General features: G+C 68.6%; 26 protein-coding genes. 20 read left to right on the top strand and 6 right to left on the bottom strand.

The genetic code is table 11. From position 1 onward, the window contains the following. Positions 1 to 27: 27 nt before the first annotated feature. Complete coding sequence (locus tag FV560_RS07560; RefSeq protein WP_200837571.1) at positions 28 to 1,848, bottom strand: S9 family peptidase; 1,821 nt, start codon at positions 1,846 to 1,848, stop codon at positions 28 to 30. Further along, positions 1,845 to 2,540, bottom strand: a complete 696-nt coding sequence (locus tag FV560_RS07555) for a copper resistance CopC family protein (protein WP_159620922.1) — start codon at positions 2,538 to 2,540, stop codon at positions 1,845 to 1,847. Before FV560_RS07555 ends, FV560_RS07560 begins: the two co-directional genes overlap by 4 nt. Before the next feature lie 250 nt (positions 2,541 to 2,790). Here FV560_RS07555 and FV560_RS07550 point away from each other — a divergent pair, with 250 nt between their 5' ends. The 7 genes from FV560_RS07550 to FV560_RS07520 all read left to right on the top strand — a co-directional run bounded on the left by FV560_RS07550 (position 2,791) and on the right by FV560_RS07520 (position 9,256). Next, positions 2,791 to 4,308, top strand: a complete 1,518-nt coding sequence (locus tag FV560_RS07550) for an MmgE/PrpD family protein (RefSeq protein WP_159620921.1) — start codon at positions 2,791 to 2,793, stop codon at positions 4,306 to 4,308. Beyond that, positions 4,309 to 5,199 carry a methylisocitrate lyase gene (gene prpB / locus FV560_RS07545; protein WP_159620920.1) on the top strand — a complete coding sequence of 297 codons (891 nt, stop codon included), beginning with the start codon at positions 4,309 to 4,311 and terminating at the stop codon, positions 5,197 to 5,199. A gap of 24 nt (positions 5,200 to 5,223) precedes the next feature. Then, positions 5,224 to 6,354, top strand: coding sequence for a bifunctional 2-methylcitrate synthase/citrate synthase (locus FV560_RS07540; protein ID WP_159620919.1), 1,131 nt, complete (start codon positions 5,224 to 5,226; stop codon positions 6,352 to 6,354). Positions 6,355 to 6,473: 119 nt separating this feature from the next. Further along, positions 6,474 to 6,782, top strand: coding sequence for an AbrB/MazE/SpoVT family DNA-binding domain-containing protein (locus FV560_RS07535; RefSeq protein WP_159620918.1), 309 nt, complete (start codon positions 6,474 to 6,476; stop codon positions 6,780 to 6,782). Further along, positions 6,779 to 7,090, top strand: a complete 312-nt coding sequence (locus FV560_RS07530) for a hypothetical protein (protein ID WP_159620917.1) — start codon at positions 6,779 to 6,781, stop codon at positions 7,088 to 7,090. The genes FV560_RS07535 and FV560_RS07530 overlap by 4 nt, the downstream gene beginning before the upstream one ends. Positions 7,091 to 7,426: 336 nt before the next feature. Beyond that, a complete protein-coding gene (locus FV560_RS07525; RefSeq protein WP_159620916.1) occupies positions 7,427 to 8,488 on the top strand; it encodes a 3-deoxy-7-phosphoheptulonate synthase in 1,062 nt (353 codons plus the stop codon). A gap of 348 nt (positions 8,489 to 8,836) precedes the next feature. Continuing rightward, positions 8,837 to 9,256 (top strand): hypothetical protein, encoded by a 420-nt coding sequence (locus FV560_RS07520; RefSeq protein ID WP_159620915.1) that lies wholly within the window; start codon positions 8,837 to 8,839, stop codon positions 9,254 to 9,256. 33 nt (positions 9,257 to 9,289) lie between these two features. Here FV560_RS07520 and FV560_RS07515 read toward each other — a convergent pair whose 3' ends face one another. Together FV560_RS07515 and FV560_RS07510 are read right to left on the bottom strand one after the other, a co-directional pair. After that, complete coding sequence (locus FV560_RS07515; RefSeq protein ID WP_159620914.1) at positions 9,290 to 11,572, bottom strand: ATP-binding cassette domain-containing protein; 2,283 nt, start codon at positions 11,570 to 11,572, stop codon at positions 9,290 to 9,292. After that, complete coding sequence (locus FV560_RS07510; protein WP_159620913.1) at positions 11,569 to 13,383, bottom strand: serine/threonine-protein kinase; 1,815 nt, start codon at positions 13,381 to 13,383, stop codon at positions 11,569 to 11,571. The genes FV560_RS07515 and FV560_RS07510 overlap by 4 nt, the downstream gene beginning before the upstream one ends. A 177-nt stretch (positions 13,384 to 13,560) precedes the next feature. Between FV560_RS07510 and FV560_RS07505 the strand changes: the two genes are divergently transcribed. From FV560_RS07505 to FV560_RS07480, 6 genes are all read left to right on the top strand, one after another. Then, complete coding sequence (locus FV560_RS07505) at positions 13,561 to 13,890, top strand: hypothetical protein (protein WP_159620912.1); 330 nt, start codon at positions 13,561 to 13,563, stop codon at positions 13,888 to 13,890. Positions 13,891 to 13,948: 58 nt separating this feature from the next. Continuing rightward, on the top strand, positions 13,949 to 14,143 hold the full coding sequence (locus tag FV560_RS07500) for a hypothetical protein (RefSeq protein WP_159620911.1): 195 nt from the start codon (positions 13,949 to 13,951) through the stop codon (positions 14,141 to 14,143). Further along, positions 14,143 to 14,523, top strand: a complete 381-nt coding sequence (locus FV560_RS07495; protein WP_159620910.1) for a hypothetical protein — start codon at positions 14,143 to 14,145, stop codon at positions 14,521 to 14,523. The genes FV560_RS07500 and FV560_RS07495 overlap by 1 nt, the downstream gene beginning before the upstream one ends. Before the next feature lie 51 nt (positions 14,524 to 14,574). After that, positions 14,575 to 16,158 carry a PQQ-binding-like beta-propeller repeat protein gene (locus FV560_RS07490; protein ID WP_159620909.1) on the top strand — a complete coding sequence of 528 codons (1,584 nt, stop codon included), beginning with the start codon at positions 14,575 to 14,577 and terminating at the stop codon, positions 16,156 to 16,158. Positions 16,159 to 16,228: 70 nt separating this feature from the next. Continuing rightward, positions 16,229 to 16,402 carry a hypothetical protein gene (locus FV560_RS07485; protein ID WP_159620908.1) on the top strand — a complete coding sequence of 58 codons (174 nt, stop codon included), beginning with the start codon at positions 16,229 to 16,231 and terminating at the stop codon, positions 16,400 to 16,402. Continuing rightward, positions 16,399 to 17,919, top strand: coding sequence for an outer membrane protein assembly factor BamB family protein (locus FV560_RS07480; protein ID WP_159620907.1), 1,521 nt, complete (start codon positions 16,399 to 16,401; stop codon positions 17,917 to 17,919). Before FV560_RS07485 ends, FV560_RS07480 begins: the two co-directional genes overlap by 4 nt. Before the next feature lie 26 nt (positions 17,920 to 17,945). On the opposite strand, the gene FV560_RS07475 is transcribed toward FV560_RS07480, so the two are convergent. Beyond that, entirely contained in the window at positions 17,946 to 18,884 is a 939-nt protein-coding gene (locus FV560_RS07475) for a hypothetical protein (protein WP_235019994.1), read from the bottom strand. Positions 18,885 to 19,004: 120 nt separating this feature from the next. Between FV560_RS07475 and FV560_RS07470 the strand changes: the two genes are divergently transcribed. The 5 genes from FV560_RS07470 to FV560_RS07450 are packed head-to-tail and all read left to right on the top strand — an operon-like array spanning position 19,005 to position 23,939. Then, on the top strand, positions 19,005 to 19,640 hold the full coding sequence (locus FV560_RS07470) for a response regulator transcription factor (protein WP_235019993.1): 636 nt from the start codon (positions 19,005 to 19,007) through the stop codon (positions 19,638 to 19,640). After that, positions 19,637 to 20,821 (top strand): sensor histidine kinase, encoded by a 1,185-nt coding sequence (locus FV560_RS07465; protein ID WP_159620904.1) that lies wholly within the window; start codon positions 19,637 to 19,639, stop codon positions 20,819 to 20,821. Before FV560_RS07470 ends, FV560_RS07465 begins: the two co-directional genes overlap by 4 nt. After that, on the top strand, positions 20,818 to 21,843 hold the full coding sequence (locus tag FV560_RS07460; RefSeq protein ID WP_159620903.1) for a hypothetical protein: 1,026 nt from the start codon (positions 20,818 to 20,820) through the stop codon (positions 21,841 to 21,843). Before FV560_RS07465 ends, FV560_RS07460 begins: the two co-directional genes overlap by 4 nt. Positions 21,844 to 21,888: 45 nt before the next feature. Then, positions 21,889 to 22,338 (top strand): hypothetical protein, encoded by a 450-nt coding sequence (locus tag FV560_RS07455; protein ID WP_159620902.1) that lies wholly within the window; start codon positions 21,889 to 21,891, stop codon positions 22,336 to 22,338. After that, a complete protein-coding gene (locus FV560_RS07450) occupies positions 22,335 to 23,939 on the top strand; it encodes an esterase/lipase family protein (RefSeq protein WP_159620901.1) in 1,605 nt (534 codons plus the stop codon). The genes FV560_RS07455 and FV560_RS07450 overlap by 4 nt, the downstream gene beginning before the upstream one ends. Before the next feature lie 3 nt (positions 23,940 to 23,942). On the opposite strand, the gene FV560_RS07445 is transcribed toward FV560_RS07450, so the two are convergent. Further along, positions 23,943 to 24,869: a hypothetical protein gene (locus FV560_RS07445; protein ID WP_159620900.1), complete on the bottom strand. Its 927-nt coding sequence runs from the start codon at positions 24,867 to 24,869 to the stop codon at positions 23,943 to 23,945. Positions 24,870 to 25,051: 182 nt separating this feature from the next. Here FV560_RS07445 and FV560_RS07440 point away from each other — a divergent pair, with 182 nt between their 5' ends. Together FV560_RS07440 and FV560_RS07435 are read left to right on the top strand one after the other, a co-directional pair. Then, complete coding sequence (locus FV560_RS07440) at positions 25,052 to 25,381, top strand: nuclear transport factor 2 family protein (protein WP_159620899.1); 330 nt, start codon at positions 25,052 to 25,054, stop codon at positions 25,379 to 25,381. A 59-nt stretch (positions 25,382 to 25,440) separates the two neighbouring features. Further along, the gene (locus tag FV560_RS07435; protein WP_159620898.1) at positions 25,441 to 26,592 is read left to right on the top strand and encodes a low temperature requirement protein A; all 1,152 of its coding nucleotides are present in this window, start codon (positions 25,441 to 25,443) and stop codon (positions 26,590 to 26,592) included. Positions 26,593 to 26,666 lie beyond the last annotated feature (74 nt).

The raw sequence follows: 26,666 nt of genomic DNA, 5'->3' as shown, positions 1-26,666 counted from the left end.
CCACACGGCGGCCAGCACCCCGGCCCGTCACAGCCGGCCGAGCACGAACTCCAGCTCGGCCCGCATCTGCCGCACCCGTTCGTCATCGACCACCGATCCGTGCCCGGCGTCGTAGGTGTAGGTCTCGACTTCTCCGCCGTGGGAGCGGAGCATCGTCACGTAGTTCTCGATCTGCCGATAGGGGCAGCGCGGGTCGTTCGTGCCCGCGAGGATCAGCACCGGCGCGCGCACCTGGCCCACATAGGAGATCGGCGAGGCGTCGGAGTACGCCTGCGGCACATCGGCCGGGGAGCCGCCGAACAGCGAGCGGTCGAACGCCTGCAGCGCGTCCATCTCGTCCTCATAGGCGGCCACGTAATCGGCCACCGGCACGCCCGCCACCCCCAGGGCCCATCGGTCCGGCTGTGTGCCCAGTCCCAGCAGCGTCAGGTACCCACCCCAGGATGCCCCGGCAAGCACCGACCGCTCGGCGTCCACCACACCGGCCTGCACCAGCGCCTCGTGCACGGCGGCGATGTCCGCCAGCTCGGTGTGCCCGACTCGCCCCTCCAGGGCGTCCCGCCAGGTGTTGCCGTACCCGGTCGATCCCCGGTAGTTGACGCTCAGCACAGCGAACCCGTGATCCACCCACGCGGCCGCGTACGGGCTGAAGGAGTCCGACTCGTGCCACGTGGGCCCGCCGTGCACCTCCACCACCACCGGATACGGCTCCTCGATGCCTTCCGGGCGCCGCAGCAGTGCGTGCACCAGACCACCGGGGCCCTCGGCCCAGACGTCCTCCACCGGTACCGAACCCGGTACCCGGTTCGCCCCCAGGTCCACCAGGCTCGCACCCGTTGACGCGACGATCACATCGCGTGGCTCGGCGGCGGAGGATCGCGCGAGCCACACCTCGCCGTCAGGTCGTGCCGTGGCAGCCGAGACCGTCCCGACGGCGGCCCCCACCTGCCGTACCGTGCTGTCCACCAGGTCGTAGCGGTAGGTGAGCGTCCTGGCCTCGTGATCCATGGCCACGAGCAGCCCACGTCCGTCCGGGTACCAGTGCGCGTCCGCCACTTCGCCGGACAGGCCGAGGTCGATCGGCCGCACCACACCGGTGGCGACGTCCCACAGCAGCAGCCGCCCCAGGTCGGTGCGCTCGTGCCGCACCAGCAGCCGGGTGTCCCCGGCGATCGGGGCGAATCCGAGCGCCGTCAGGCCGTGCCCGGGTCCGTCGTCCAGTTCGCCGGCTGTGGTGCCGGTGTCCACGCGCAGCACTCGCAGTGCCGGGTGGCGGGAGTCGCCCCGCTCGGAGTGTTCGATCGCGACGAGGTTCCCGTCCCGGCTGAGAGCTGCCGCCTCCGCCGACTCGGCGTGGGCGTACAGCAGGCGTGGTTCGGTCCCGGCGGCCGCCGCTCCCACGTAGAGCGTGTGGATCTGGGTGCCGAAGTCGCCGCTGCGCCCGATGACGACGGTCCCATCCTCGCCGAGCAGCAGTCCCGCGTCGTAGCCGGCCGGCAAGGGGATCGGCCGCTCTGCCTGCCGCGTGGGGGTGGAGTCGAAGCGCTGCCGCCGCCACCGGCCGAACTCGTCCCCGTCGGAATCGTCGAACCACCAGATCCACCGGCCGGAAGGATCGATGGTGGCATCGGTGGTGCCGTTCGGGCGCTCTGTCGCACGGACCAGCCGCCCGGTCGAGGGCGTCCAGGAGTGTACCTCCAGTGTGCCCCCGACGCTGGCGACCACGACCGCCCGATCGGGGTCAAGGTGCGCCCACTCCGGTAACCCGAACCGCTGCGCCCGGAACCGGCGTTCCCAGTCGGGCGGTGGCCACTGACCGACCTGCCCGATCGGCTCGCGCGGGATCACTCCTGCCGCCGGAAACGCACCAGGAGCGCGGCCACGCCGCCGATCACGGCGAGCGCGGCCACGGCGAACAGGGCGATCCGACCTGCGCCGGGTCCGTCGTCGGTCTCGCTCGTGTCTGCTTCGTCGGCAGACGCTCCGTCTTCTGCGGCGACTGCGTCGGTCGTCTGCTCACCGGACGGGTCGGAGTCTGCCCCCGTGGGTTCCTCAGCCTCCGTCGTCGGCTCGTCGTCGGTGGCTGCGGCTTCCTCGGCATCGGCGGTGTTCTCCGGCTCGGACTCGCCGGCCCCACCTTCGGCGGGCTCTTCTCCGGTGCCGGCCGTGGCCGTGAAGGTCAATTCGCCGTCGATCGGGTGACCGTCGGCAGAGACCACGCGCCAGATCATCGTGTACTCGCCAGCGGCCAGGTCCGCCGCGAGCGGCTGCGTCACCTCAGGGCCGTTCAGCACGGGGTCGCCCTCGGCCGCCTCCGCACCGTCCGGGCCGGTCACCTGGATGCTCGTGCCCATCTCCAGGATGTCCTCGTTGAAGGTCAGGACCAGCTCAGTGGGCGGTGTGTCGAGCACCGCACCGTCTTCCGGGTCGGAGGAGATGAGCGCACTGTGTGCGGACGCCGGGGCTGCCGGGAGAATCAGGGCGGTGACGGCCGCGACGACGAACGCCACGATCGATGTACGGGCGAGCGGAGAACGCATGGGATCAGCGTAAGCCCGGGCGAGACCTCCTCCGGCGAGTTGCCGGCTGTGGCCCGTGTGAGTCCGCTCGCACAGGCCGCGATGGGCAACTCGCTGCACTCGCCGCTGCCCATCACCGCGCGTAGATCGACCCGATGTGGATACATTGCAGGAGGCGAGTGCACCAGTTCCCGCAGGCCAACCAGACCGGCCAGATCCGCGGGCCGGTCAGCCTCGCCAGGCCGAACCCACTGTCGGAAAGGGACCATCGATGCCGATCACCCACGAGGTGCGGGTTCACCCCAGCTCAGCGAACCTGCCCCGCACCGAGCAGCTCGCCTGGAAACTCGCCGAGGTTGCGACCGACCCCGCCGACCTTCCTGGCGAGGTGGTGGACATGGTGATCAATCGCATCATCGACAACGCCGCGGTTGCCGCCGCCTCGCTGCTGCGTGAACCGGTCGTGGCCGCCCGCGGTCAGGCCCTCGCGCATCCGTACCATCCAGGTGCCTGCGTCTTCGGCCGCAGCTCCGAGTTGCGAGTCAGCCCCGAATGGGCAGCCTGGGCGAACGGGGTCGCGGTCCGTGAGTTGGACTTCCACGACACCTACCTGGCGGCCGACTACTCCCACCCGGGCGACAACATCCCCCCGATCCTCGCGGTCGCCCAGCACACCGGTGCCGACGGTGCCGCCCTCGTACGCGGGATCGCCACCGGCTACCAGCTGCAGGTCGACCTGGTCAGCGCCATCAGCCTGCACAAGCACAAGATCGACCACATCGCCCACCTCGGTCCCAGCGCCGCGGCCGGTATCGGCACGCTGCTCGGCCTGGACACCACCACGATCTTCCACGCGATCGGGCAGGCGCTGCACACCACCACAGCCACGCGGCAGTCCCGCAAGGGCGAGATCTCCACGTGGAAGGCGTACGCGCCCGCCTTCGCCGGGAAAGTCGCCGTCGAGTCCGTGGACCGGGCGATGCGCGGCCAGTCGTCTCCGGTGCCGATCTATGAGGGCGAGGACGGAGTGATCGCATGGCTCCTGGACGGCCCGGACGCGAGCTACCAGGTGAACCTGCCCGGTCCGGGCGAGGCGAAGACGGGGATCCTGCGCACCTACACCAAGGAGCACTCGGCCGAGTACCAGTCGCAGGCGCTCATTGATCTCGCCCGCCGCCTGCATCGCACCCACCCCGAGCTGACCGACCCCGCGAACGTCGAGAGCATCGTCATCCACACCAGTCACCACACCCACGACGTGATCGGCTCCGGGGCGAACGACCCACAGAAGTACGACCCGCGCGCCACCCGCGAGACCCTCGACCACTCGATCCCGTACATCGTGGCCGTGGCCCTGCAGGACGGCGACTGGCACCACGAGCGCTCCTACGCCCCCGAACGGGCCGCCCGCCCGGGCACAGTGGAGCTCTGGCGCAAGATCACCACCGCCGAGGACCCCGAGTGGACCCGCCGCTATCACAGCGAGGACCCGGCCGAGAAGGCATTCGGGGGCCGGATGGAGATCACTCTCACTGACGGGCGCACGCTCAGTGAAGAGATTGCCATGGCCGACGCACACCCGCTGGGGGCCCGGCCGTTCGCGCGCGCCCAGTACATCGAGAAGTTCCGCACGCTCTCCGACGGCGTTCTGGAACCAGCCGAGTCCGCCCGCTTTCTCGAGCTGGTCCAGCGCCTGCCGGAGCTCACCTCCGAGGAGGTCGTGGGACTGACCGTGGCCGCCAGGCCCGGCCTGCTCGGCACGGCGCGCAATCCGAAGGGGCTGTTCTAGGTGCTGTATTCCACGCTCACCCCGGCGGCGAAGCGGGCGCACCTGCGCGAATCCCTGGCCAGCGGTCAGTTGCTGCGCTTCCCCGGGGCGATGAACCCGCTCTCGGCCCGGTTGATCGCGGAAAAGGGCTTCGAGGGCGTCTACGTCTCCGGAGCGGTGATCGCCGCCGACCTGGGTCTGCCCGATATCGGGCTCACCACGCTGCCGGAGGTGGCCACCCGTGCCGGGCAGGTCGCCCGGATGACCGATCTGCCCACCCTCGTCGATGCCGACACCGGCTTCGGAGAGGTGCTCAACCTCGCCCGCACGGTCCAGACCCTGGAGGACGCCGGCCTGGCCGGCTGCCACATCGAGGACCAGGTCAACCCGAAGCGCTGCGGTCACTTGGATGGCAAGTCCGTGGTCGACCTGGCCACCGCGACCCAGCGGATCACCGCCGCCGCCGATGCCCGGCGAGACCCCGCCTTCCTGCTGATGGCCCGTACGGACGTGAGGGCACTGGAGGGGGTGAGGGCCGCCGTCGAGCGGGCGAAGGCCTTGGTGGACGCGGGGGCGGACGCCATCTTCCCCGAGGCCATGCGTGACCTGCGCGAGTTCGAGGCCATCGCCAGTGCTGTGGACGTGCCGGTGCTGGCGAATATGACCGAGTTCGGCAAGTCCGAGCTGTTCACCACGTCCCAGCTTGCCGATGCCGGGGTGCAGATCGTCATCTATCCGGTGACGTTGCTGCGGCTGGCGATGGGTGCGGTGGAGGACGGGCTGGACGTGATCGCGGCCGCCGGCACCCAGGCCGAGCTGGTCGAACGCATGCAGACCCGCTCGCGACTGTACGAGCTGGTTGACTACAGCGGATACGAGGAGTTCGACGCGACCGTGTACCGCGGCCGCTGAGGAGTACACGGTCGAGGAGGACCCATGACGGACATCCACAAGGGGCTCGCAGGCGTGGTGGTCGACACCACCGCGATCTCGAAGGTCAACCCGGACACCAATTCGCTGCTCTACCGGGGCTACCCGGTGCAGGAGTTGGCGGCGAGGTGCTCCTTCGAGCAGGTCGCCCACCTGCTCATCTACGGCGAACTCCCGACGGCGGACGAGCTCGCCCAAGCGCAACGGCTGGAACGGTCGCTGCGGCCGCTCGATCCGCGCACCAGAGAGCTGATCGACTCCCTGCCCGCCACGGCGCACCCGATGGATGTGGTGCGTACCGCCGTCAGCCAGCTGGGCACCTTCGATGACACGTTGGGCCAACCCGATGGGCTCACCGACCGGACGTTCAACCAGGGCCGCGCGATGTACCTGTTCGCGCAGCTGCCCTCGATCATCGCCTACGACCAGCGCCGCCGCCGCGACCAGGAGATCATCGAACCGCGCGACGATCTGGGGTATGCGGCCAACTTCCTGTGGATGACCTTCGGGGCTGAGCCCGAGCCGGTGGTCGAGCAGGGTTTCAACGTCTCGATGATCCTGTACGCCGAGCACTCCTTCAACGCCTCCACGTTCACCGCCCGGGTGATCGCCTCGACGCTCTCGGACCTGTACTCGGCGGTGACGGGTGCGATCGGGGCACTCAAGGGGCCGCTGCACGGGGGCGCGAATGAGGCCGTGATGGCCACGTTCAGCGAGATCGGCACCGCGGATCGGGCAGAAGTCTGGTTGGAGGAAGCGCTCGCGGCCAAGCGCAAGATCATGGGCTTCGGGCACCGGGTGTACAAGCACGGCGATTCCCGGGTGCCGACCATGAAGGCCGTACTGGACGACCTGGTAGATCACTACGAGCGCCAGGATCTCGGCGAGTTGTACACGGCCCTCGAGCAGGCCATGGCAGAGCGCAAGAACATCCTGCCGAACCTGGATTACCCGGCTGGCCCGGCCTATCACCTGATGGGATTCGACACCCAGATGTTCACCCCGTTGTTCGTGGCCTCGAGAGTGACCGGATGGGCCGCCCACGTGATGGAGCAACTGGAGTCCAACGCGTTGATCCGGCCGTTGAGCGAGTACTCCGGGCCGGAGCAGCGGGAGGTACCGGGCCGGCGGGTCTGATGTGTGCGGCGGCCCGGCTGGGTCCTGCGGCCGCACCAGCTCATAGCCGTATAGCCGTATAGTCGTATGGCCGCAATGCAGCATTGCTGCGCTGCGGTTGTCGTCGTAGGCTTGGAGCTATGAGTACGCCCACCAGTCATCGCTACCTCGGAATCCAGGGCCGGGGCACGATCGCGCTGCCCGCCGACGTCCGCCGGCGCCTGCACCTGGATGAGCCGGGCGCGCAACTTGAGATGGTCGAGCGCGCCGACGGTGTGATCGAATTGCGGGCTGCGCTTCCCGTGCCAGCCGACCAGCGATGGTTCTGGACTGATCGTTGGCAGGAGCGTGAGCGCGAGGTCGACGAGCACGTGGCGGCAGGGCGTGTGGCGGTGCATGAGTCGACTGAGGGCTTCCTCGATCACCTTGACGAACTCGACCGCGAGTGAAGTTCGAGACGACGCCGGCCTTCGACAGCGACTACCGCAGGCTCAAGCGGGAACACGCCCAGACGTTCAAGAGGGTGGTCCGGGAGAAGTTCGCGCCTGCTTGCGACGCTCACGTCGAGGATCCCTCAGCACCATGGCCAGCCGGGCTCCGCGTGAAGTCGGTGCAGTCGGCACCGGGCGTCCTTGAGATGACTTGGTCCTTCGCCAGTCCGGACGGCCGTGCGACTTTCGAGCTGGTCACAGTCGGCGGCGAGCTGCGATGCCGGTGGCGGCGAGTTGGCGACCACGATGTCTTCAAGCAGCCCTGACCGCCCGCGGGCCGCTCGGCGTCCTGTGACATCGCTGCGGGACCTCCTCCCACGTCGCGTCGAGGTGTCTTCAGAGGAGATCCTGCGCGAACGCAGAGGCGAGCGGTGATCACCCTCTACCTCGACGTGACAGCGTCAGGCACCTGCTACGCTCCCGGTATGCATTCGGTTCGTTGGTATTGGTTTGCGTCGGCTCCGGCCGCCGCATCCTGCTGACGCGCGCGACCGGAGCCGACCAAGGCGTGGACCACGAGGTCCGCGCCTTCGCCATTTCAGGCGGGCGCTCCGGGCATCTTCGGCGGGTCCGCCCTCATCACACGAGACGAGGACCTGAGGATGACCACGACTGCCGCTGAACGCACCCACGATCTGCGGGTGCTGCGGATGGACCCGCTGCCCACACCCGGTGAGGTGCTCGCCGAGCTGCCCTTGCCGGATACGTCCGCCGATCTGGTAGCACGCGCCCGTGCCGAGACCGCCGACGTGCTCCGGGGCGACGACGACCGGCTGCTGGTGCTGGTGGGCCCGTGCAGCGTGCACGACCCGGTCGCGGCGATCGAGTACGCCGGGCGGCTGGCCGGCGCTGCTGAGAGGTACGCCGACGACCTGCTCCTCGTCATGCGCGTCTACTTCGAGAAGCCGCGTACCACCACCGGGTGGAAGGGACTCATCAACGATCCGGGCCTGGACGGCAGTTACGACATCCCGCGCGGGCTGCGCCTGGCCCGGCAAGTGCTGCTCGACGTGCTTGCCGAGGGTGTGCCGGCGGGGTGTGAGTTCCTCGAGACCACCTCGCCGCAATACATCGCCGACACCGTCAGCTACGGTGCGATCGGCGCTCGCACGGTCGAGTCGCAGGTGCACCGTCAGCTGGCCTCCGGGCTGTCGATGCCGGTGGGATTCAAGAACTCCTCCGACGGCGACCTTCAGGTGGCCGTGGACGCGTGCGTGGCCGCCGCCTCACCGCAGGCATTCCTGGGCGTCGACTCCGAAGCGCGTGCGGCGCTCGTGGAGACCGCGGGCAACCCGGACTCGCACGTGATCCTGCGTGGCGGGCGTCGGGGACCGAACTACGGGGTGGAGCACGTGCGCGATGCCGCCGAGCGGTTGGGGCGTGTCGGGCGCTCCGGTGTGGTGGTCGATGCCAGTCATGGCAACTCCGGCAAGGACCACGTGCGTCAGGCGGAGGTGGCGGCGGAGATCGCGGGCGCGGTTGCCGCGGGTGAGCGCACCGTGTCCGGGGTGATGCTCGAGAGCTTCCTCGTCGCGGGAAAGCAGGAGCCGGCGCCGTCGGGCCTGACCTACGGGCAGTCGGTCACGGATGCCTGCATGTCCTGGGAGGTGACCGAAGGCGTGCTCGAGCAGCTCGCGGCTGCTGTCCGGGCTCGCCGGGGGTGAGCGGCGCCGTCGGGAATGCGGGCGTGGCGTGGAGTGGGCTGCGCTGTCGGGTGGGCTGATCAACCGGCCCGCCCCGCCCCGCCCCGGCGACCGGCCTGCCCCGACCCCGCTTTCGTGGGTCCGAAACTCAGGGTCGGAACCCTCCAGGGGCCGAAAGATTGACCCGTGAAATCGGGTGCGCGAGTGCGAGTGGCGTGCGGGGGTCCGAAACTCAGGGTGAAACCCGAGTAGGGGTCGATTATTCGGCCCGTGGGTGGGCCGCTCGGGTGTCGAGTGTGCGACGTAGTCGCGACGCAACTGCGATTGGCTCGGTGTCGGTGTGCGGGTCGATCGAAGGATGTGGTGGCGGTGCGCGGACGTGTGGCGATGGCAGCGGTGCTCGCGGTGAGTACGGCGATACTGACCGGGTGCAGCGACGGCCGGTCGGTGGGTGCGTTCTGCGAGGTGCATGACACCCACCGGGACCGCTACCTCGCCTCCATGGACGTGGCGAACGGGAACCTGGAGTCCGACCCCGTGCTCGGGTTGCTGCAGGGTGGGTCGGCCATCGCCGATTTGGCGAACATGTGGCACGAGCTGGCCGAGGTGGCACCGGAAGAGATCCGCTCCGACACCGAACGGGTGGCTGAACTGTGGGATGCCCAGTCCGAGCAGGCCGCGGAGAGCGTGGGCGACCCGCTCGGCGGACTTGCGGGCATCCTGCAGACCGCGCTCACCATGAGCGGCCCACTGAATCGAGTGGACGAGTTCGTGATCGAGAACTGCTAGAGAACCTCAGCGTTCGGCCCTGAGGGCAATGCGTCAGCGCATCCGGTAGGGCGCCTTCAGCCGGAGCCAGCACAGCACGCAGAACACCGCGGCGAGCACGTCCATCATCAGCACGCTCAGGAGCCAGGTTCCCGGGTCGTGATCCCACAGACCGTCCGGTTCCCGCGGGGTGATCGCGTTCAGGTCCACGGTCGAGGCAGCTGCGGCGAACCCCCAGCGGGCGGGGGCGATCAGGGCTGCCACCTCCAGCGCCGCACGCCCTGCCACGGGGAACAAGCCGCCGGAAAGCACCAGTTGGGCCATGACGAGCACGACCACGATCGGCATGAACTGGGCGGCGTTGCGGACCAGCGCGGACAGGCACAGTCCCACCCCCATCGACGCGATCGAGCATCCGGCCACCGCGATGGTCAACTCCAGTCCAGCAGATCCGAGCAGGACGGCGGACTCCGGGCCCTCCCGGACGGCGAGCAGCACCACCACCAGGATGATGCTCTGGAGAATGGCGAGAGTGGAGAGCACACAGATCTTCGCGAGCAGGTACGCCGTCGCGGACAGGCCGACCGATCGCTCGCGCACGAACACGGCCCGTTCGGACACCAGTTCACGGATGCCCATGGATAGGCCGATGAAGACCGCCCCGAGCACTACGATCACGAGGATCTGAGCAGGCTGCGTCGACGGCGGAGCATCCGGGGCCGCGGCGGCGAGACCTTGGTCTCCGGGAACCACGAGCGCCAGCAGGGCGACCAGCGCGGGCATGAGCAGCAGGAACGCCAGGTAGATGCGGTCTGCGAGCAGCACCCGCAGATGCCGGCGCATCAGGGTGCCGAGCTGGCGTCCGATACTTCGCGTCGGGACCGGGGCCGCGGCATGGTCGGCGTCGGTGGGTGCGGGCGTGCTGGTCACCTGCGGGTGGGCAGGTGGGAAGACGCGGTCGGAGGCATGGCGAGCGGCCCGGAAACGCTCGGCCATCTCCTCGGGCCGGCTCTCGGTCAGCTGGAACGCGTCGGCGTACTTGGTCACGCCGAAGTGGTCGAGCAGCGCGGCGGGCTCACCGAAGTAGGCGGTGCGGCCGCCTGGGGCGAGGAAGAGCACGCGGTCGCACAGGTCGAGGTTGTCGGTGCTGTGGGTGATGATGCAAACTGTGCGGCCGCCGTCGGCGAGGTCGCGGACCGTCTCCATGAGTTGCTTGTCGCGGCCAGGGTCGAGGCCCGAGGTGGGTTCGTCGAGGAAGAGCAGCGATGGCTCGGTCAGCAGCTCGAGCGCGACGGAGGTGCGTTTGCGTTGCCCACCCGAGAGCCGGGACACCTGTGTGCCGGCGTGGTCGGTCAGGCCGAGCTCGGCAAGGACGGCGTCCACCCGGGTGGTGCGTTCCGCAGCAGCCATGTCCTCCGGGAAGCGCAGCTCTGCGGCGAAAGTGAGTGCTTGCCGGACGGTCAGCTGGCTGTGGACGACGTCGTCCTGTGGGACGACGCCGATGCGGTGCCGCAGGTGGTCCAGGTGCAGGTACAGATCCCGGCCGCCGTAGCGGACGCGGCCCGAGGTGGCGGGCTGCGAACCTGTCAGGGCCCCCAGCAGTGTGGACTTCCCTGCTCCGGAGGGACCCACGACGGCGAGGACGGATCCCCCGGGCAGGGCGAAGGAGATGTCCTGCAGGAGGTTCTTCCCGTTCGGGAGGGTGTAGCTCACGGACTCGACCACGAAGTCCGGCACACCGGGATCGGACTCCACCTCGATCGAATCCTGATGGACCCGGAGCGTGTGACGGCCGACGGTGAGGTCTTCCCCGGGAGAGAGCAGCACCGTGCTCGTGCGGACGCCGCGGTGGTGGATCCCGTTCGTACTGCCCACGTCCTCGGCGCGGATGCCCTGCTGCTCGCGGGTGAGGCGCACGTGACGTCGGGAGACAAGGGGGTCCTCGAGCGTGAGGTCACAGCCGGGGTCGCGACCGAGGATGAGTGCGGCCCCCACGGCATCGAGACGTGCGGATCGACGACCGGTCTGCTGGCCGCTGACGATCAGGTCCACCTCCGGTCCGCCTGTTCCGAGGGTGAGGTGCACTGACGAGGTGACCTCCAGTGCGCCGTGGAGCGGGGTGCCGTCGACGAAGGTACCGTACCGGGAGCCGGAGTCGGTGATGACGCATCCGCGATCGGTGCCCTCGATGGTCAGATGCTGCCGGGAGACGCGTGGGTGGGTGAGATGCAGATCGACCTCCGACCCGCGCCCCACGCGGAGCAGGGTGCCAGCACCGATCGCGTGGTCTGCTCCGGCGATCCGCAGCACGACCGCAGTGGCCGGTGATGGGATCACTCGTCGGTCTCGTCGGGAATCTCACCGGGGACGCCGAGCAGACGGGCATCCCCGAGCGCCACCTCGGACCGGTTGTCCTGCAGGCTCGTGTACTCGATCCGTAGTCGCAGGGCGTCGGTGACGTCGAGATCCAGCTCTGCTGGGGAGCCGACGCTCACGCGTTCGGACCACACCTCTCGCTGGTCCAGGAAGATCGTCACCTGCACCTCGTCGGCGGCGTCGCTGGCGGAGTCGACCCGCCCGACGGTGGCGAGCAGCTGCTGGTAGCTGCGGCTGAGGTTGTACTCGATGTAGCCGCTGTTCCACGCGCCGACGACGGATCGAGGGTAGTCCTCGGCATCGATCTGCGCTCCCTCGGAGCTCATGTTGCGGTCGTCGACCTCGTCGAGCATGGCGAGGTACACCGTGGCCGGCTGGCTGGCGACGGTCAGCTCGACGCTCACGGGCAGATCCTCGCCCTCGGCCACCGACTGGGCGATCACCTCGTTGTTGGGCACGTCCTGGTGGATCTCCGGGATCGTGGTGACCTCGACGCCTTCGAGTTCGGCCATCGCGGTGCCGAGCGGGAGGCCGACGACCTCGGGCATCTCCCGTGGCGGTTCAGGAGAGGGGTCGTCCGACGGTTCCTCGGAGGAGTCCTCGGCCGGTTCGTTCGTGGCCGGCTCCACGGTGCTGGAATCCGGTGACGTGGACTCGGAGCTGGTCTCACCCGGGTCGGCGTTCGTTTCCGGATCGTTCCCACCCAGCGCCAGCACTGCGGTGGTGATCGCGGCGATGAGCACCGCGAGCGCGATCACGGGGACCCACATCCGCTTCCTGCGCTTGCGCTGGCCCGGCGGTGCTGTCGGTGTCGCTGATGCCATCGGTGCGGAGGCGGTCGGGGGTGTGGACGACCCGCTCTGGCCGGCGGGAACGGCGAGCATCGTTGCCTGGGCGGTGCCGCCCAGCGGAACCGGGGCCGGTGGCTCGGACAGTCGGGCAGCGGCGGGGGCGGCCGCGAGAACGGGAGCCAGGGCGGAAAGGCGAGCTGCGACGTCGTGGGTGCTCGGGCGCTCGGTCGGCGCCTTGGTGAGCATCGCCTCGAGCAGACCCCAGAGCGGGTCCGGGACTCCTGGCGGGCGTCCGGCCGCCATATCGGCGTGCCGGCGGATGACGGCCATGTGGTGACCACCCTCGAACGGCGTGAGGCCGCACAGCAGCTCGTAGGTGATGATCCCGAGTGCGTAGACGTCGGCTGTAGGCGTCGGGGCTTCACCGGCGAGAATCTCGGGAGCCATGTAGTTCGGTGTGCCTAGGGCGACCGAGGTGCGGGTGCTGCCGCTGGTCTCGGCGATGTGCGCGATCCCGAAGTCGGAGACCTGCGGCACGGGGCCCTCAGGGGTGGGGGAGAGCAGGATGTTCTCCGGCTTGAGATCCCGGTGGACGATGCCGGCCTGATGGACGGCCGTGAGCCCGGAGGCGACGCTGGCCATCAGCCGGGCTGCGTCGGCCGGCGCGAGCGGCCCGTGCTGGGTGAGCTGATTCCGAAGGTCGCCACCGGTGACGAGATCCATCACGATCGCCAGTCGCGGCCCCTCGACCACCAGATCATGAGTGCGCACCACATTCGGGTGCTGCACAGCGGTCAGGGCCGACCGCTCCTGTATGAACCGCTGCACCACCGCCGGGTCTGCGGCGTACTCCGAACGCAGCAGTTTGAACGCGTATGCCCGGCCTTGCTGGTCGTGGCCGCGGTAGACGGTGCCCAGGGCACCGCTGCCGAGCTCGTGGGTGAGGGTGTAGGCGCTACCGAGAGCGAACTCTGAGGACATCGGGCCTCTCCGGTATCGGGGCTGGGGTGTCGGGCACAGGTGGTCGAGGTCAGCACACCAGCGTTGTGTCGCCGTTATGTCGCACCACTTCCGTCGCGTGCGGCCCTGTGCGACGTACGCGCGACACGGCGCCGTGAGGCTGGTCGTGGCAGTGGCGGGACGAAGCGAGGGTGAGCGATGAACGGTAGGTCGATGGGCAGGGTTGGTGCGGCGCTGGGCGCAGTGGCGGTCACCGCTGCAGCGCTGACCGGGTGTTCCTCCAGCGGTGGGGAGACGACCTGCACCGAATACTGGGAGATGGAGAGCTCGGATCGGACCTCGACCATCCGCAGCATGCTCAGCGCGCACGACCTGGAGCCCAGTGATGTCGGAAACCTCACCGGTGCGAAGGACAACGTGCGGGACTTCTGCGGGATGGGAAATCTCGAGCTCAATCTGCAGCCGCCGAGCCAGAACCATGACGAGCCGATCGAGAACGGCGTCGATTGGGATTCGCCGTACTGGTGACGGCGCCTGAATGGCGGAACGAATGTTCGTAGCAGAGGCGAGAAAGAAGGGCCACACCATGAAGAAAACACACATCGGAGGGCTCGTCACGGGGGTCGGAGCCGTGATGGCTCTGATCGCCTTCATCAAGCTGGCGATCATCGGGTACTACCCGGACGAGTTCGTGCCGTTCATCGTCCTCATGCTTGCCGGCGCGGGAGTCCTCGCACTGGGAAACAAGATCTACCGGACCGGAAAGTTGGAGGGTGAATGATGACGATCGACGAGAAGTTTGCTGCCGCTGCATTCACAGCGTCGACTGCAATGAGCTACGAGCAGGTGCTGGCCGCGGCTGACGATGCTGCCGAGCGGTCCAAGGAGATCGGCACCTCGCTCAAGCGAGTAGCCGCTGACGGCGCAGCGATCGTGTACGAGGTCCGTCGCCTCAAGGGGTTGACCATGGGGCAGGTGAGGGTGCAGTACAGCGCCGCCGACGGCGGCGCGACCGTCTCGTGCACGGCACCCGACTACGCCGTCTTTCAGGACAAGCTGCTGTTCTTCATCCCGATCGGTCCGAAGGAGAGCCCGGCGCTGGGGATCTTCCGCACGTTCTCGAAGGTGCTGCGGCAGGCGCTCGACGGGGTCGCCGCGTGATCTTCGGGTACACGGCATTCACACGGACGGCTTCCAACCGCTAGGAAAACGATGAGCGACCAAATCCCACCGCAGGCGCCCACGCCGCCGGACCCCACTCAGCAGGCCGCTCCCGGTTGGCCCGCGGCGAACGCGCCCGCACCGCGCCGGCGACGGCGGTGGCTGATCCCCGCACTCGCGGCGGCCGTGGTGCTCGTGCTCGGGCTGAGCGCGGCCCTGCTGCTACCCCGCCTGTTCGGGGCAGCCGAGTCGGGGGGTGCGCTGCAGCCCTACCCCCAGCAGCCCACAGTGGCGTGGACGATCAGCACCGCCGACATCCTGGGGGAGGAGGGGCTAGCAGCGGCGAGCGAGAATGGTGGTCCTTCCGGCCCGCCCGTCGTGTACTCGCGCGGACAACTCGATGACGGGACATTCCTCGTGGGTGCGTGGCAGCAGTCCGGCTTCTGGGCGGCCGGGGCCATCGTCGGTGTCGACCCTGATGGTGAGATCGTCTGGCGAGGACCGCGCTACGAGGTTGTCCTGGGGTACGGGCGTGTGCCACTTGCCGCCGAGTGCACCACCGGCCATGGCCGTATCGCCTGCGTGACCTTTCCCGACGATGGTGCAGACCTGTACTCGATCCTCATCCTCGACGAGAGGTCCGGCTCGCAGGTCGAGCGGATCGACGTTCCGTATGACATCTTCGCTGATGCCTACGACGTGGGGGAGTTCGCGCCGATGGCCGTTCCACTCGAAGACGGCGTCGCCGTGGTATTCCCGATCTCGCAGGGTGCTGCGACGGTCGCGCGACTCGACAGCAGCGGTGTGCAGTGGAGTGCGGACATCGAGAACAACCACATGGTCGGTGGCGCCTTCGACATCCGCGTCAGGGACGGGGAGATTCGCGTTGCTCCCTTTGACGGTGTGCTCAGCCCTCTCGGTGTTCCCTGGGTGTTCGATGCCGACACTGGGGAGGCGGTGTCGGAGCCCGTCGAGGGCGAGATTGTTCTGCTGGCGGATGATGGGGTGGTTCGCTCGAGTGAGGACTCGGACGATCTCGAAGTCGTGACAGCTGATGGCGGCGCGTCCGTGCCGATGCACAGCGGCACCGGACTCGCGCCCCTGCTTCGCTTCGACCAGGTGCGCGGCCCCATCACGTCCCTGGAGGGGTTCGTGGTCGTCGACACGGATGGTGAGCGCGACGTGGCCACGGTGTACGACACACAGAACATCGAGAATCCGGTGGTGCTCGATGACACCATCAGCAGCTCCGACCTGGAACCCGTGTCGACTGTCGTTCGTGGAGCAGGTTCACCGGTGATCGTCCGTATCCGCGATGAGATCCGGGCGTATGACGCGGAGACTGGCATGAGGCTGTGGACGGGGTTGACCCGGGCGATCAGCGAGGAGGCCATCGGCAGCGATGGGAGCACCGGGATCGACTTCCTGTGGATCGCGGACGACGGCGAGCGCGTGATCGCGCCCGCTGCTGCTACGGGAACCGCTGGTATCACGGCGTTCTCCGTGGCCGACGGACAGGAGCAGTGGACGCTTGAACTGCCCGGCTTCGACCCGGCGGCGTTCGAAATCGGTCGGGCGGGAGAGTTCCTCACGGTGACCGACACGTCCGGACAACTGGCTCTGATCGAACCGTAGGTATCGGGCGGCATCGGGTGTCATCCGCCGGCGCGCCGCTTCGCGCCACCGGTGACAGTTCCTGGCTTGTGTGTACATCAGGGGCCTCTATCAGGCTGATGCATCCCGTCAACTGCGCGACTCCGACGACCGCCAGGACCAAGAGGAGCGGCTGCTGAAGATGGCCCGTCAAGTCGTCGACGTCCTCGCCGAGCAGGTTGAGAGCGAGACTGTGCGCATCGCCGAGGAGGAGCTTCCGCAATGAACGATCCGATTGAGCCGCAGCACCACGGGCCGCCCATGGTTCAACAGTCCCCGCCGCAACGACCCGAGACGCGCCGGCGCTGGCTGATCCCCGTGATCGCCGTCGCGGTGGTGTTGGTGCTCGGCGCCGTCGCGGCGGTGCTGCTCCTACCTCGCCTACTCATGTCAGGAGCAGTCAGCGACGGTTCCACCGTACGGTCCTATCCCGACCAGCCGTCGGTGGCGTGGACGATCGATCCGACGGAGATCCTGGGCGACACCACGGGAATTCTTGATGGGGAGTACGCCTTTGATCCAGACGCCTACTCGGTCGGGCCAACAGCCGATGGCACCGTTCTCGTGGCGGCGCAGCAGTTTGATGACGAAACAGCCGTCCGCTCGATCGTGGCCGTCGATTCCGAGGGCGGGGTGGTGTGGCAAGGGCCGCGATCGGTGGGCGAGACGGATCTGGATCTGGGCGCGTGCCGGCCGGGGAGCGGCCGGATTGCCTGCGCGGTGTTCGCCGAGAGCGGTCTGATCTCGATCGCGATGTTGGACGACGCTACCGGTGCACAGGTGGCCGGCTTCGATATCCCCTACGAGCCCTTCCGTCACGTGTACGACTCGCTGGCAGCGGGCGGACGCATCTTCAGGGTCGTCCCACTGGAATCTGGCGCAGCGATCGTGGGCGGAGACTACGACTCGGTCCAACTCGCCCGCGTTGATGATGCCGGCGCGGTCCTCTGGCAGCAGCAGTTGGAGGGCGAGCCCCACGAATGGGTCCACCTCGACGTAGCTGACGGTGAGATCGTGGCGACTCCTGCCCAGTACATCTTCGGCTCACAGCTCGTCAGCGTCCCGTGGCGAATCAGCACGGACTCCGGCGAGGTGCTGAGCGCTCCCGCACCTGAGGACTTCTGCCCCCTTCCCGATGGGGGCGTCATTCGCACCCTGGATCAGGGCCCGGAGATGGTCACGGGCGCAGGGGAGGTCATTGCCTTCCCTGAATCGAGCGAGGAGGCTGCGTTCCAGATCGCGTACGACGACTGGCGCGGTGAGTTCGCACGGTGCGACCGGTTCGCGTTGCTGGGCGACGATCAGTCGATCAGCGTCTACAACGGTCACGACGTGGCGAGCCCGGTGGTGCTCAACGATGCGTCCACCGGTCTGATCGACGGTGAGAGTGTGGCCGTTGTGCACGGCTCGGACACGGTGGAGGTGCTCCAGTTCGGCCAGGAGCTACGCGCCTATGACGCCGAGACCGGGATGCGCCGCTGGACGATCCTGCTGAACGTGCCACCCGGCGATACCGAGGATGGGGCGAGTCCCATGTGGATACCGACGGACGGGAACCGGATCATCGTCCCGGACACATCAGGCGGACAGGCTTCGATCGTGGCGTACTCCCTGAACGACGGGTCGGAGCAGTGGACCCTCCCGCTCCCGGATCTCGATCCAGCATCGCTCGCGCTGGGCCGGGTCGGCGAGTTCCTCACCGTCAACGACGGCCAGGGCCGGTTCTCGCTCATCCAGCCGTGACGGTCACCTTCTCGTTGGAAGGCGCCTCACCACTCCCACCGGAACCCGACCCCCTCACCGGCGATCGATTCCAGGTAGCGGTGAGCGTCACCGTCGGCGTTGGGCGTGACCGGCTCGGCGGAGAGCGGGCCGGACTCCAGGCGATCGGCGCCCCATCGGCACCACTCCAACCGGCGCGGCCGACAGCGAGGGTGGAAGGCCACGTGCACGGTGACGTTCCGCGCCTCGTTCCTGCTGACGCGTCGCACGTGCGGCTCGGGCGGGCGCTCGTGGGCGAATAGCACCTGGTACTCCAGTGACGCCGTCTCGCCGGGCTGGAGTGCCTCGGTCAGTGTGATGTCGACTGCGTGCAGGTCTGGTACGCCGCTCGGGGTCATGTCGGCGGCCCGGCCCCCGCGCAGCACCTGCACCGCGGTCACATCACCGTCGAAACGGCACTGCACGTTCGCGACGGGTGCGTGGGCGCGGATCACCTGCACGGTGCGGTGCTCCACCGGGCGCCCGTCCGACCCGAGCCGGTGGAAGTCGTGGACCGAGACCGTCTGGTAGGCGGTGGCTGACCGGGGTGAGGCGTTCCCAGCCAACGGGGCCACCGGCGGCAGGGCGACGGCGGGGTCGGGGTCCTCATCCAGCAGCAGGCTCCACGCGGTGCGTGCCTCAGCGTCACTGATGCCGAACGCCTCGATGATCAGCTGCAGCATCGCCGGCGGTAGCGCGCGCCCGGAGAGGGCCCGCGAGACCCTGTCCTTGAGCCGCCGTGGGAGCGTGATGTCCAGTTCGGAGACCTGGCCCGTCTCCCACAGGTGCCTGCTCAGGACCGTCGCGACAGCCGCCTGGCTCAGCCCCTGCCGGTGACGTTTGCAGTGGGGCAGCCAGGTCTCCCGGTAGGAGTGGGTGAGCAGGTCGCATACGAAGGACGCCGCTCGTGGTTCAGTGCTGATCCTGGGTTCTTCAGTCAACTGCATGTTGGGTGGCCGGTCTCTCGCACTCGCGTCGAGGTCACTGGTTGAGACTTCAACGTAAGGTCCGCAGAACGTCGGCCGGTAGGTGTACTTTCTCATCAGAGGTGGCAGAAGGGGGCGGTGGTGGTAGCACGCAAGACAATCGGACTCGTCGAGGATCACCCCCTGGTCGCGCTGGGGCTGCAGGGCTCCTTGGAAGCCGACGGCGTCGCCTCCGTGTGGGCGCCGACCGTCCCCGAGCTGCTGCAACTCGGTCGCGAGCTGGATCTGGCTGTGCTCGACCTGAACCTCGCCGACGGCTCCCGTGTCGCCGCGAACGTGGCCGCGCTCCGCGACGCCGAGCTGAACGTGCTCGTGCTCACCGGCGCCGACAACGCCGCACTCGTGCGTGAGGCAGCCCGCAGTGACGTGCTCGGGATCGTGCGCAAGTCGCTGCCCGAGCACGAGATCCGGGACGCGGTGCAGGCGGCCCTGCGCGGGGAGACGGTGATGTCGCTGGAGTGGGCTGCTGCGCTCGACGCCGATCCAGACCTCCCCGACGCTCGCCTGAGCCCCCGCGAGCGCGAGATCCTCGCCCTGTACGCCTCCGGGGAACAGGCGAAGAGCGTCGCCCGCGTCACCGGGCTCACCGCCGCGACCGTGGCGAACTACATCAGCCGGATCCGCACCAAGTACGCCGACGTGGGGCGCCACGCGGACAGCCGCGTGGACCTGTACCGCCGAGCCGTCGAAGACCGGCTCATCGAGGACGGCGAATGAGCGAGTCCGGCGCACGCGCCCGGATCGAGCGAGTCGTTGTCGTCGCAGTGGGGGTGGCTGCCGCTGCGTACACCGTCGTGTGGCTCGCGCTCGCCCAGAGCCAGTTCGAGCTGCTCGCACCCGGGTGGGGGCCGCTGCTCTACGGCCTGTGCAGTGCCCTCCCGGTGCTGGCTGGTGTGCTCGCGTTCCTCGCCAGGTGGATCGGTGGACCTGCGGTCCTGATGCGGTGGGCGCGGGTGCTGCTCGTGGGCTACTGCTGTGTCTATGCCTTCGCGTTGCTGGCGTGGGTTCCCCTGATGGTGGTGCCGACGATGCCCGGCGAGGGTGCGCCGTGGACATGGCAGATCTCCTCCATCCCGACGTCGGCCGCTGCCGCGATCCTGTCCGCGCGCCTCGCGTGGGCGTACTACGGCGGCGTCGTGGTCGCCACCACGCTGCTGCGTCAGTTGGCCACACCCGGGCTGGAATGGCCGGTCGCCGTGCAGGACGGCCTGTTCCTGGCCATGCTGGCCGGGATCCTCACGTTGTTGATCCGGGTCACGGTGGCTGCCGGTGCTGCGCTGGACGCCGCTGCGGCCCAGGTGCGGGATGCCGCCGAGTCTGAGGCGGCGACCCGAAGCGCTGCCTGGCACCGGGCGCGCCTGGACGCACTCGTTCACGACCGTGTGTTGTCCGTGCTCTTGGCCGCCGGCCGTGCCGGCCCTGAGGCTCGCGAGCAGATCCGCACTGCGGCGCGAGCGGCTCGTGACGTGCTCGATCCCGCGGCCGAGTCTGCACCGGTCGCCGGGCCGGAGGTGGTGGCGCGGCTGCGATCGGTCGTCCCGGACGGCGTGGTCGTGACGGTCGACAGTGCCGAAACCGCTGGTACTGCCGCAGCGACGGTGCCGGCCGATGTGGCCACCGCGCTCGTGGAGGCAGCCGGCGAGGCGATGCGCAACAGCGTGCGCCACGCCGGCCCGGCGCACCGGGAGATCGCGGTGAGCATCGATCGCGGGTCCGTTCGCATCACGGTGGCTGACGATGGGCGCGGCTTCGACCTGGCGCACGTTCCGCCGTCGCGGCTGGGCCTGCGGGCGAGCATCGTGGACAGGATGGCGAGCCTGACTGGCGGCCGTGCGGAGGTGGACTCCCGGCCCGGGCGGGGAACCGTGGTCACCCTCACCTGGAGGGGGAACCGATGAGTGGGCGGACCTTGGCTGGGTTCTTCCGGCTCGATGAGTGGCCGGGACGGGTGATCCTTGCACTCTTCACCCTCAGCAACACGGTCAACACCCTCGCCACGCTGAACGACGTCCGGTCACCGGCCGCTGCGGTGGGCACGCTGGCGCTCGCTACCGCAGGGGCGGTGCTGCTGTTGCTGCCCATCCGCTCCGCACTCTATCCGCGGGCTGCCGCTTCTGCCGTGGTCCTCATCGTCGTCGGTCTCTCGCTCGCCTCCTGGAACCTGCCTGCCACCGGCTGGCCTGGCTGGGCCTCGTGGAACTGGTTCGCCAGCACGCTGCTGCTGATCGTGCTGGTGCTGCGCGGCCGCGTGCTCGCTGCATGGGCCGGCTTCGCTCTCCACGTGCTGGTGGTGTTCGGGTGGGTGGCCCAGGTCGGGCGCCCACTCACCCAAGGGGTCGAGTTCGTCGCGCACCATGCCGTGCTGCTGCTGGTGTTCACCCTGTTCTCGAGTGTGCTGCGCAGCACCATGAGATCGATCGCGCAGGTTGAGCAGGCGCACCTCGAGCTCGTCAGCAGCCGGGCCTGGGCTGACGCCGCAGCCGGTGCGCGCGAGGAACGGGTGGCCCGCGTGCGGTCAGCGGGCGGCGACCTGCTCGATATCCTGGCCTCAGACACCCCGCTGACGGACCAGCACCGGCGGGAGTGCTTACTCGCGGAAGCCGCCATCCGCGACGTGCTGCGCGGAGGCGTCCTGGCCAGCGACAGTGTGCTCGCCGCCGCGCGCGCCGCGCGCACCCGCCACGTGGAGGTCCAGCTCCTCGATGACGGCGGCACCTCCCGCCCGGAGCATGGCGATCTCGGGCGTATGCACGAGGCAGCCCGTGCTGCTCTTGAACGGGCCGACGGCGGCACCGTGACGATCCGGCGGCTTCCCCCAGGGCGGCCCCAGCTGGCCACGATCCGCGTGGTCGCCGCGGGCAGTGCCGAGCGGTTGGACGTTCCCGCGCGCAGCCTGGAGCGCGACGTAGCCGCGACATAGGTCGGCGATCCTGACAGCCCTGCCCGACCACTCCGAGGAGCGCCTGTGAGTGAGCCACCCTCTGGTGGTCGACCCCGACGACGTTCGGCACGGCTGGTCGTGATGGCCACCATCGCCCTGGTGCTGGTTGTCGCGGTGATCGGTGGCATCTGGTGGTTCCGCGACGATGCGTCCTCGCCTGCACCGGTGGGGTCTGGCGATGCGGACGCACAGGCTGTGGCGGAGGTGTTGCGCGGCCTACCGCAGGATCCGGCGGCCGGTTTCAGCGCGGATGTCGCCGACGAGGTGGCGAGCGATCCGCACCAGTACGTGCCCGATGGGGCGGTGATCGAACCGGATCAGGAATCGTGGCAGGAACTGGCCGAGGACATGAGCACGGTGGATCTGGTGATGACGATGCCGGACGGCACCCAGCGTGAGTACCGCGCCGTCATGGTCCTCCAGGAGGGGGCGTGGGTGGTGGCCGCGACGATCGAGATCGAGGTGACGGGATGACTACGTCGATGATGCCGTTCGCGCGGCGGGTGCGCCGGCCGGTCGCCACACGTGCCGCGGTGCTGCTCCTGGCCGCCATACTCCTGACCGCGGTGGGCGTGGGGCCGGTTGGTGCCGCACCGGCCGCACCGGCCGGCCCGGCCGAGCCGGGCGCCCCGGAGTGCACCGGGAGCGATCTGGCCCACGCCAGGATTGACCCGGCTGACACGGCGAACGATGGTTCCGCGCTGACCCACGTCCCGCTCCAGGACGGCAGCTTTGTCCCTGTCGTGCTGGTGCACGGGTGGCGGGGATCGGTCGGCACCTGGGATCTGCACATGGACCTGAGCGAGAATGCGACGGCCGAACCGGGCACCTCGCACCGGTCGTTCGTGGGGAATCTGCAGGATGTTCCCGGGGTGAGCGTCTTCACGTTCGACTACGAGGGCGTGAACACGTCCTGGGTGACCGATCCGGCGATCGGGCCCACCCTGGCGACCCACATCGCCTGTTTGCACGATGCTTTCGACCAGGACGTGATCGTCATCGCGCACTCGATGGGTGGGCTGGCCACGAGGCAGGCATTCGCCGAAGCCCCCGAGACGGCCGAGATGGTCAGCCAGGTGATCACCTACGGGACGCCGAACACCGGCTCTGACCTCGGGGCGGCGGGCGTCACCACCGCACTGGCGTTGCTCGCCGTGAATGCGGCTCCCGATCCCGACCGCACGATTCGAGATCTCACCGGTGACGCCGCGGTGGACCTCGCCACAGGTTCCCAGGCACTCGCCGAGCTGCCGGAGTGGCCGGAAGGGCTCGCGGTCCACGCCCTGTACGGGGACACCCGTATCGAGACGCACTCGCTAGGCCTATTTGCCGGCGCGCATCCTGATGGGGCGACCGTGGCGATGGGTGACATGATCGTCCCCACCTCCTCCGCCACAGCAGAGGCGAGTACTACCGACGGTGTCACGTGCGAGTACTCCTACAGCCTCACCCGTCGCGCCGGCGAGGTAGTTGAGGAACTGTTCCAGGTACTGGGTACAGACCGCACCCGGGCAGGCAATCCGATCGGTGCGCAGGCCCCCTGTTTCCACGGCAACCTCATGCGCACCCTCGAGCTGCACAACGCGATGCTGGGCTACGTCGTCGATGATCTCGAGGCCCGGGCCGTCCCCGCGCTCGATGAGCGCGCCGTGCCGGAAGACCTGCGCGGCCAGTGGTGCTACCGCAGCGACCCGGACGACTGCTTCAGCTTCGCGGAGTTGATGGAGGAGTACCCGGGGAGCGGATTCGTGAACTCAGGGAGTGGCGAAGTCTCAGCGAACGGGTCGTACCCGTACGAGTACTGCTTCCAGTTCGATGCGGATGGCAGATGCACGGCACCACTCGCTGGCCGCGGCACGTATTGGTTGTTTCCCGCTGGCGTGCCATGGGACTGCGAACAAGAGTATCCCCGCACTGAGGCGCCTGAGTCAGACCAGTGGGAGTACCTGGGCGGCTGTAACCCCGATTTCAGCGATCAACATGATGTGTCAGAGGACCGGCTGGTCCGTTGGGCGAATCATCCCTATAGCGAGAGTCTGAGCTTCTACGATGAGGAGCCGTGGTATCGCCGCTGATGCTCACCACTCCCACGCGAACCCGACCCCCTCGGCCTCGATCGCCTCGACGAAACGGTGAGCTTCGCCGTCGGAGTTGAGCCGAACCGGCTCGGCGGACACTGGCTCGGATTCGAGGTGATCGGTGTTCCAGTGGCACCACTGGAGGCTGCGGGGGTGGCGGTCGAAGGCGACGTGGATGGCCACATTGCCGGAGCGCTTCAGGCTCACCCGCCGGAAGAGCGGCTCTGGCGGCTCCTGGTAGGCGAAGATCGTGCGGTACTCCAGGGACGCCGTCTGGCCGGCCTCGAGCGGTTCGGTGAAGGTGATGTCGACGGCATGAAGCCCGGGAACCCCGCTCGGGACCAGCTCGGCCGCACGGCCGCCGCGTAGCACTTGAACGACCGCGGCGTCGGTGTCGAAGCGGTACTGGAAGGTGCTCAGCGAGGCATGGGCGCGGATCACGTGCACGGTGCGGTGCTCCACCGGGCAGCGGTCGGCACCGACCCGGTGGTAGTCGTGTACCGAGACCGTCTCGAAGTCACGGGTGCGCGGGGCCGCCTCACCGCCCAGTGGGGCTGCGCCCGGCACGATCACCGGGCCGGCGGGGTCATCGAGCAGAGCCTCCCACAGCAACCGCGCGTCGGCCGGGGACACGGCGAACGCTTCGATGAACAGCTGCAGCATCGCGGGTGGCAGCGCTCGCCCCGAGAGCGCCCGCGAGACACGGTCCTTGAGCCGCCGGGGGAGCGTGACGTCGAGTTCGGATGCCTGACCGGTCTCCCAGAGGTGCTGGCTCAGCACCATGGCCACCGCTGACTGGTTGATGCTCTGGCGCTGACGTTTGCAGTAGGGCAGCCACGCATGTCGATAGGTGCCCTCAACCAGTTGGCTCAACAACTGGGCGGCCCGCTGCTCCCGGCTGTGTGTGTCGGTCAGATCCGCGACCATGCAAACGACATTAGCGAGAGGTTGCTGATCGGTGCTCGTCCCTCTCACGCATCGATCGCGACCGGGTAGGCCCGTTGCGGAGAGCGTCGTGATCAGGTCGTGACCCGAACGTCCGCGCGGGTTCCCCGCTGTCGGCATACTTGGGCCCGCGAATGTAGTGCCCGACGACAGAGGAGACCACCATGACCGCCGTCACCGTGCCCGAGCCCGTTCACTCGTTCATCGAGACCGTCAACACCCACGACGAGAAGGGCTTCCTCGACGCCTTCACCTCCGACGGATTCGTGGACGACTGGGGCCGGGTCTTCACCGGACGGGAGGAGATCAAGGGCTGGAGCGACAACGAGTTCATCGGTGCGACTGGCGTGCTCACCCCGAAGTCGGTCACGACCGAGGGTGACGTCGTCACCGTGATTGGTGACTGGCGCAGCACCCACGCTAACGGGCTGTCCAGCTTCGAGTTCCGGGTGACCGGTGACAAGCTTGCTTCGATGACCATCCGCGAGGGCTGACCCGGCCCGCCGCGCCGCTCACCCGCCCTCTGCACGACTGCCGCTTCGAAGGACCCGCTATGTCCGTACTTGCCCGCCCGCAGACGCGCCGCAGCGAGGTCGGCCCTGCCGAGCTCTTCTTCGACCTCGTCTACGTCTTCGCGATCATCCAGCTCTCCCACCTGCTGCTGCACCACCTCTCCTGGCTCGGCGCCGCTGAGACGGTGATCGTGTTCGCCGCCGTCTGGTGGGGCTGGAACTACACGGCGTGGGCGATGAACTGGCTCGACCCGCAGCGCACCGGCGTGCACCTGTTCACTGGGGTGCTGATGCTCGCCTCGCTCGGGATGGCGGTCGCGATCCCGGAGGCCTTCGGCGACAAGGCGTGGCTGTTCGTGGCCTGCTATCTGTTCGCCGGTGTGCTGCGCCCGGTGATGATGATGGTGGTCTTCCGGGGCCAGCAGATGGCGGCGAACTACCGGATGCTGCTGCTGTGGACTCTCGGAGCGGGCGTGTTCTGGGTGGCGGGCGCGTTCGTCGATGACGAGCTTCGGCTGTGGATCTGGTTGATCGCGGTCGTGATCGACTACGCGGCGCCGCTGATGAACTTCCGCGTGCCGGGTGTGGGCGCGGCGCCGATGAACCTGTGGGACACCGACGCCGAGCACCTCGCCGAGCGCAATCGGCTGGTGTTCATCATTGCTCTCGGTGAGTCGATCCTGCTGATGGGTGGTGCTGTGGTGGACGCGGGCGATCTGACCGCGTCGCTGGCGCTCAGCCTGCTGCTGGGCTTCGCCGGGCTCTTCGTGCTCTGGTGGAACTACTTCGCGCTCGCCGGGCACCAGGTCGAAGGTGCCAAGACCACGACGGCGGCCCTGCGCTCCGCCTTCGCCTACGCCCATGCGTTCATGGTGCTGGGCGCGATCCTGTTCGCGGTCTCGGTGGAGCTGCGTCTCTCCCACGAGCACCTGACGCCCACCGTGGTGATCGTGACCGTGGCCGGCCCGCTGGTGTACCTGGTCGGCAACCTGCTCTACCTGGGATCACGCTTCGGCCGGTTCGCCCGGTCCCGGTTCGTGGCGATGGCCGCGCTCGCGCTGATCGGGGTGGTCGGTGTGCTGACGGCGGACCAGCTGCCTCCGGTGGTGCTGAGCCTGGCTGTGCTCGCGGTCACGGGCTCCTTGGCTGCCCTGACCGCCTACAGCCGTCGAATCTCCCACGCCGAACGCTGACTTGGTCGGCTTCCGCGGCGGCGATGTCAAGGGGTCAATGCAACTTCGGGCGGATTGGCGAGTAGGTGGGTCAG

Source organism: Ruania rhizosphaerae (genome assembly GCF_009805705.1).
Lineage (GTDB): Bacteria > Actinomycetota > Actinomycetes > Actinomycetales > Beutenbergiaceae > Ruania > Ruania rhizosphaerae.
Note: the sequence above shows the minus strand (reverse complement) of the source record. Positions and strands in the feature narration are given on the sequence as shown.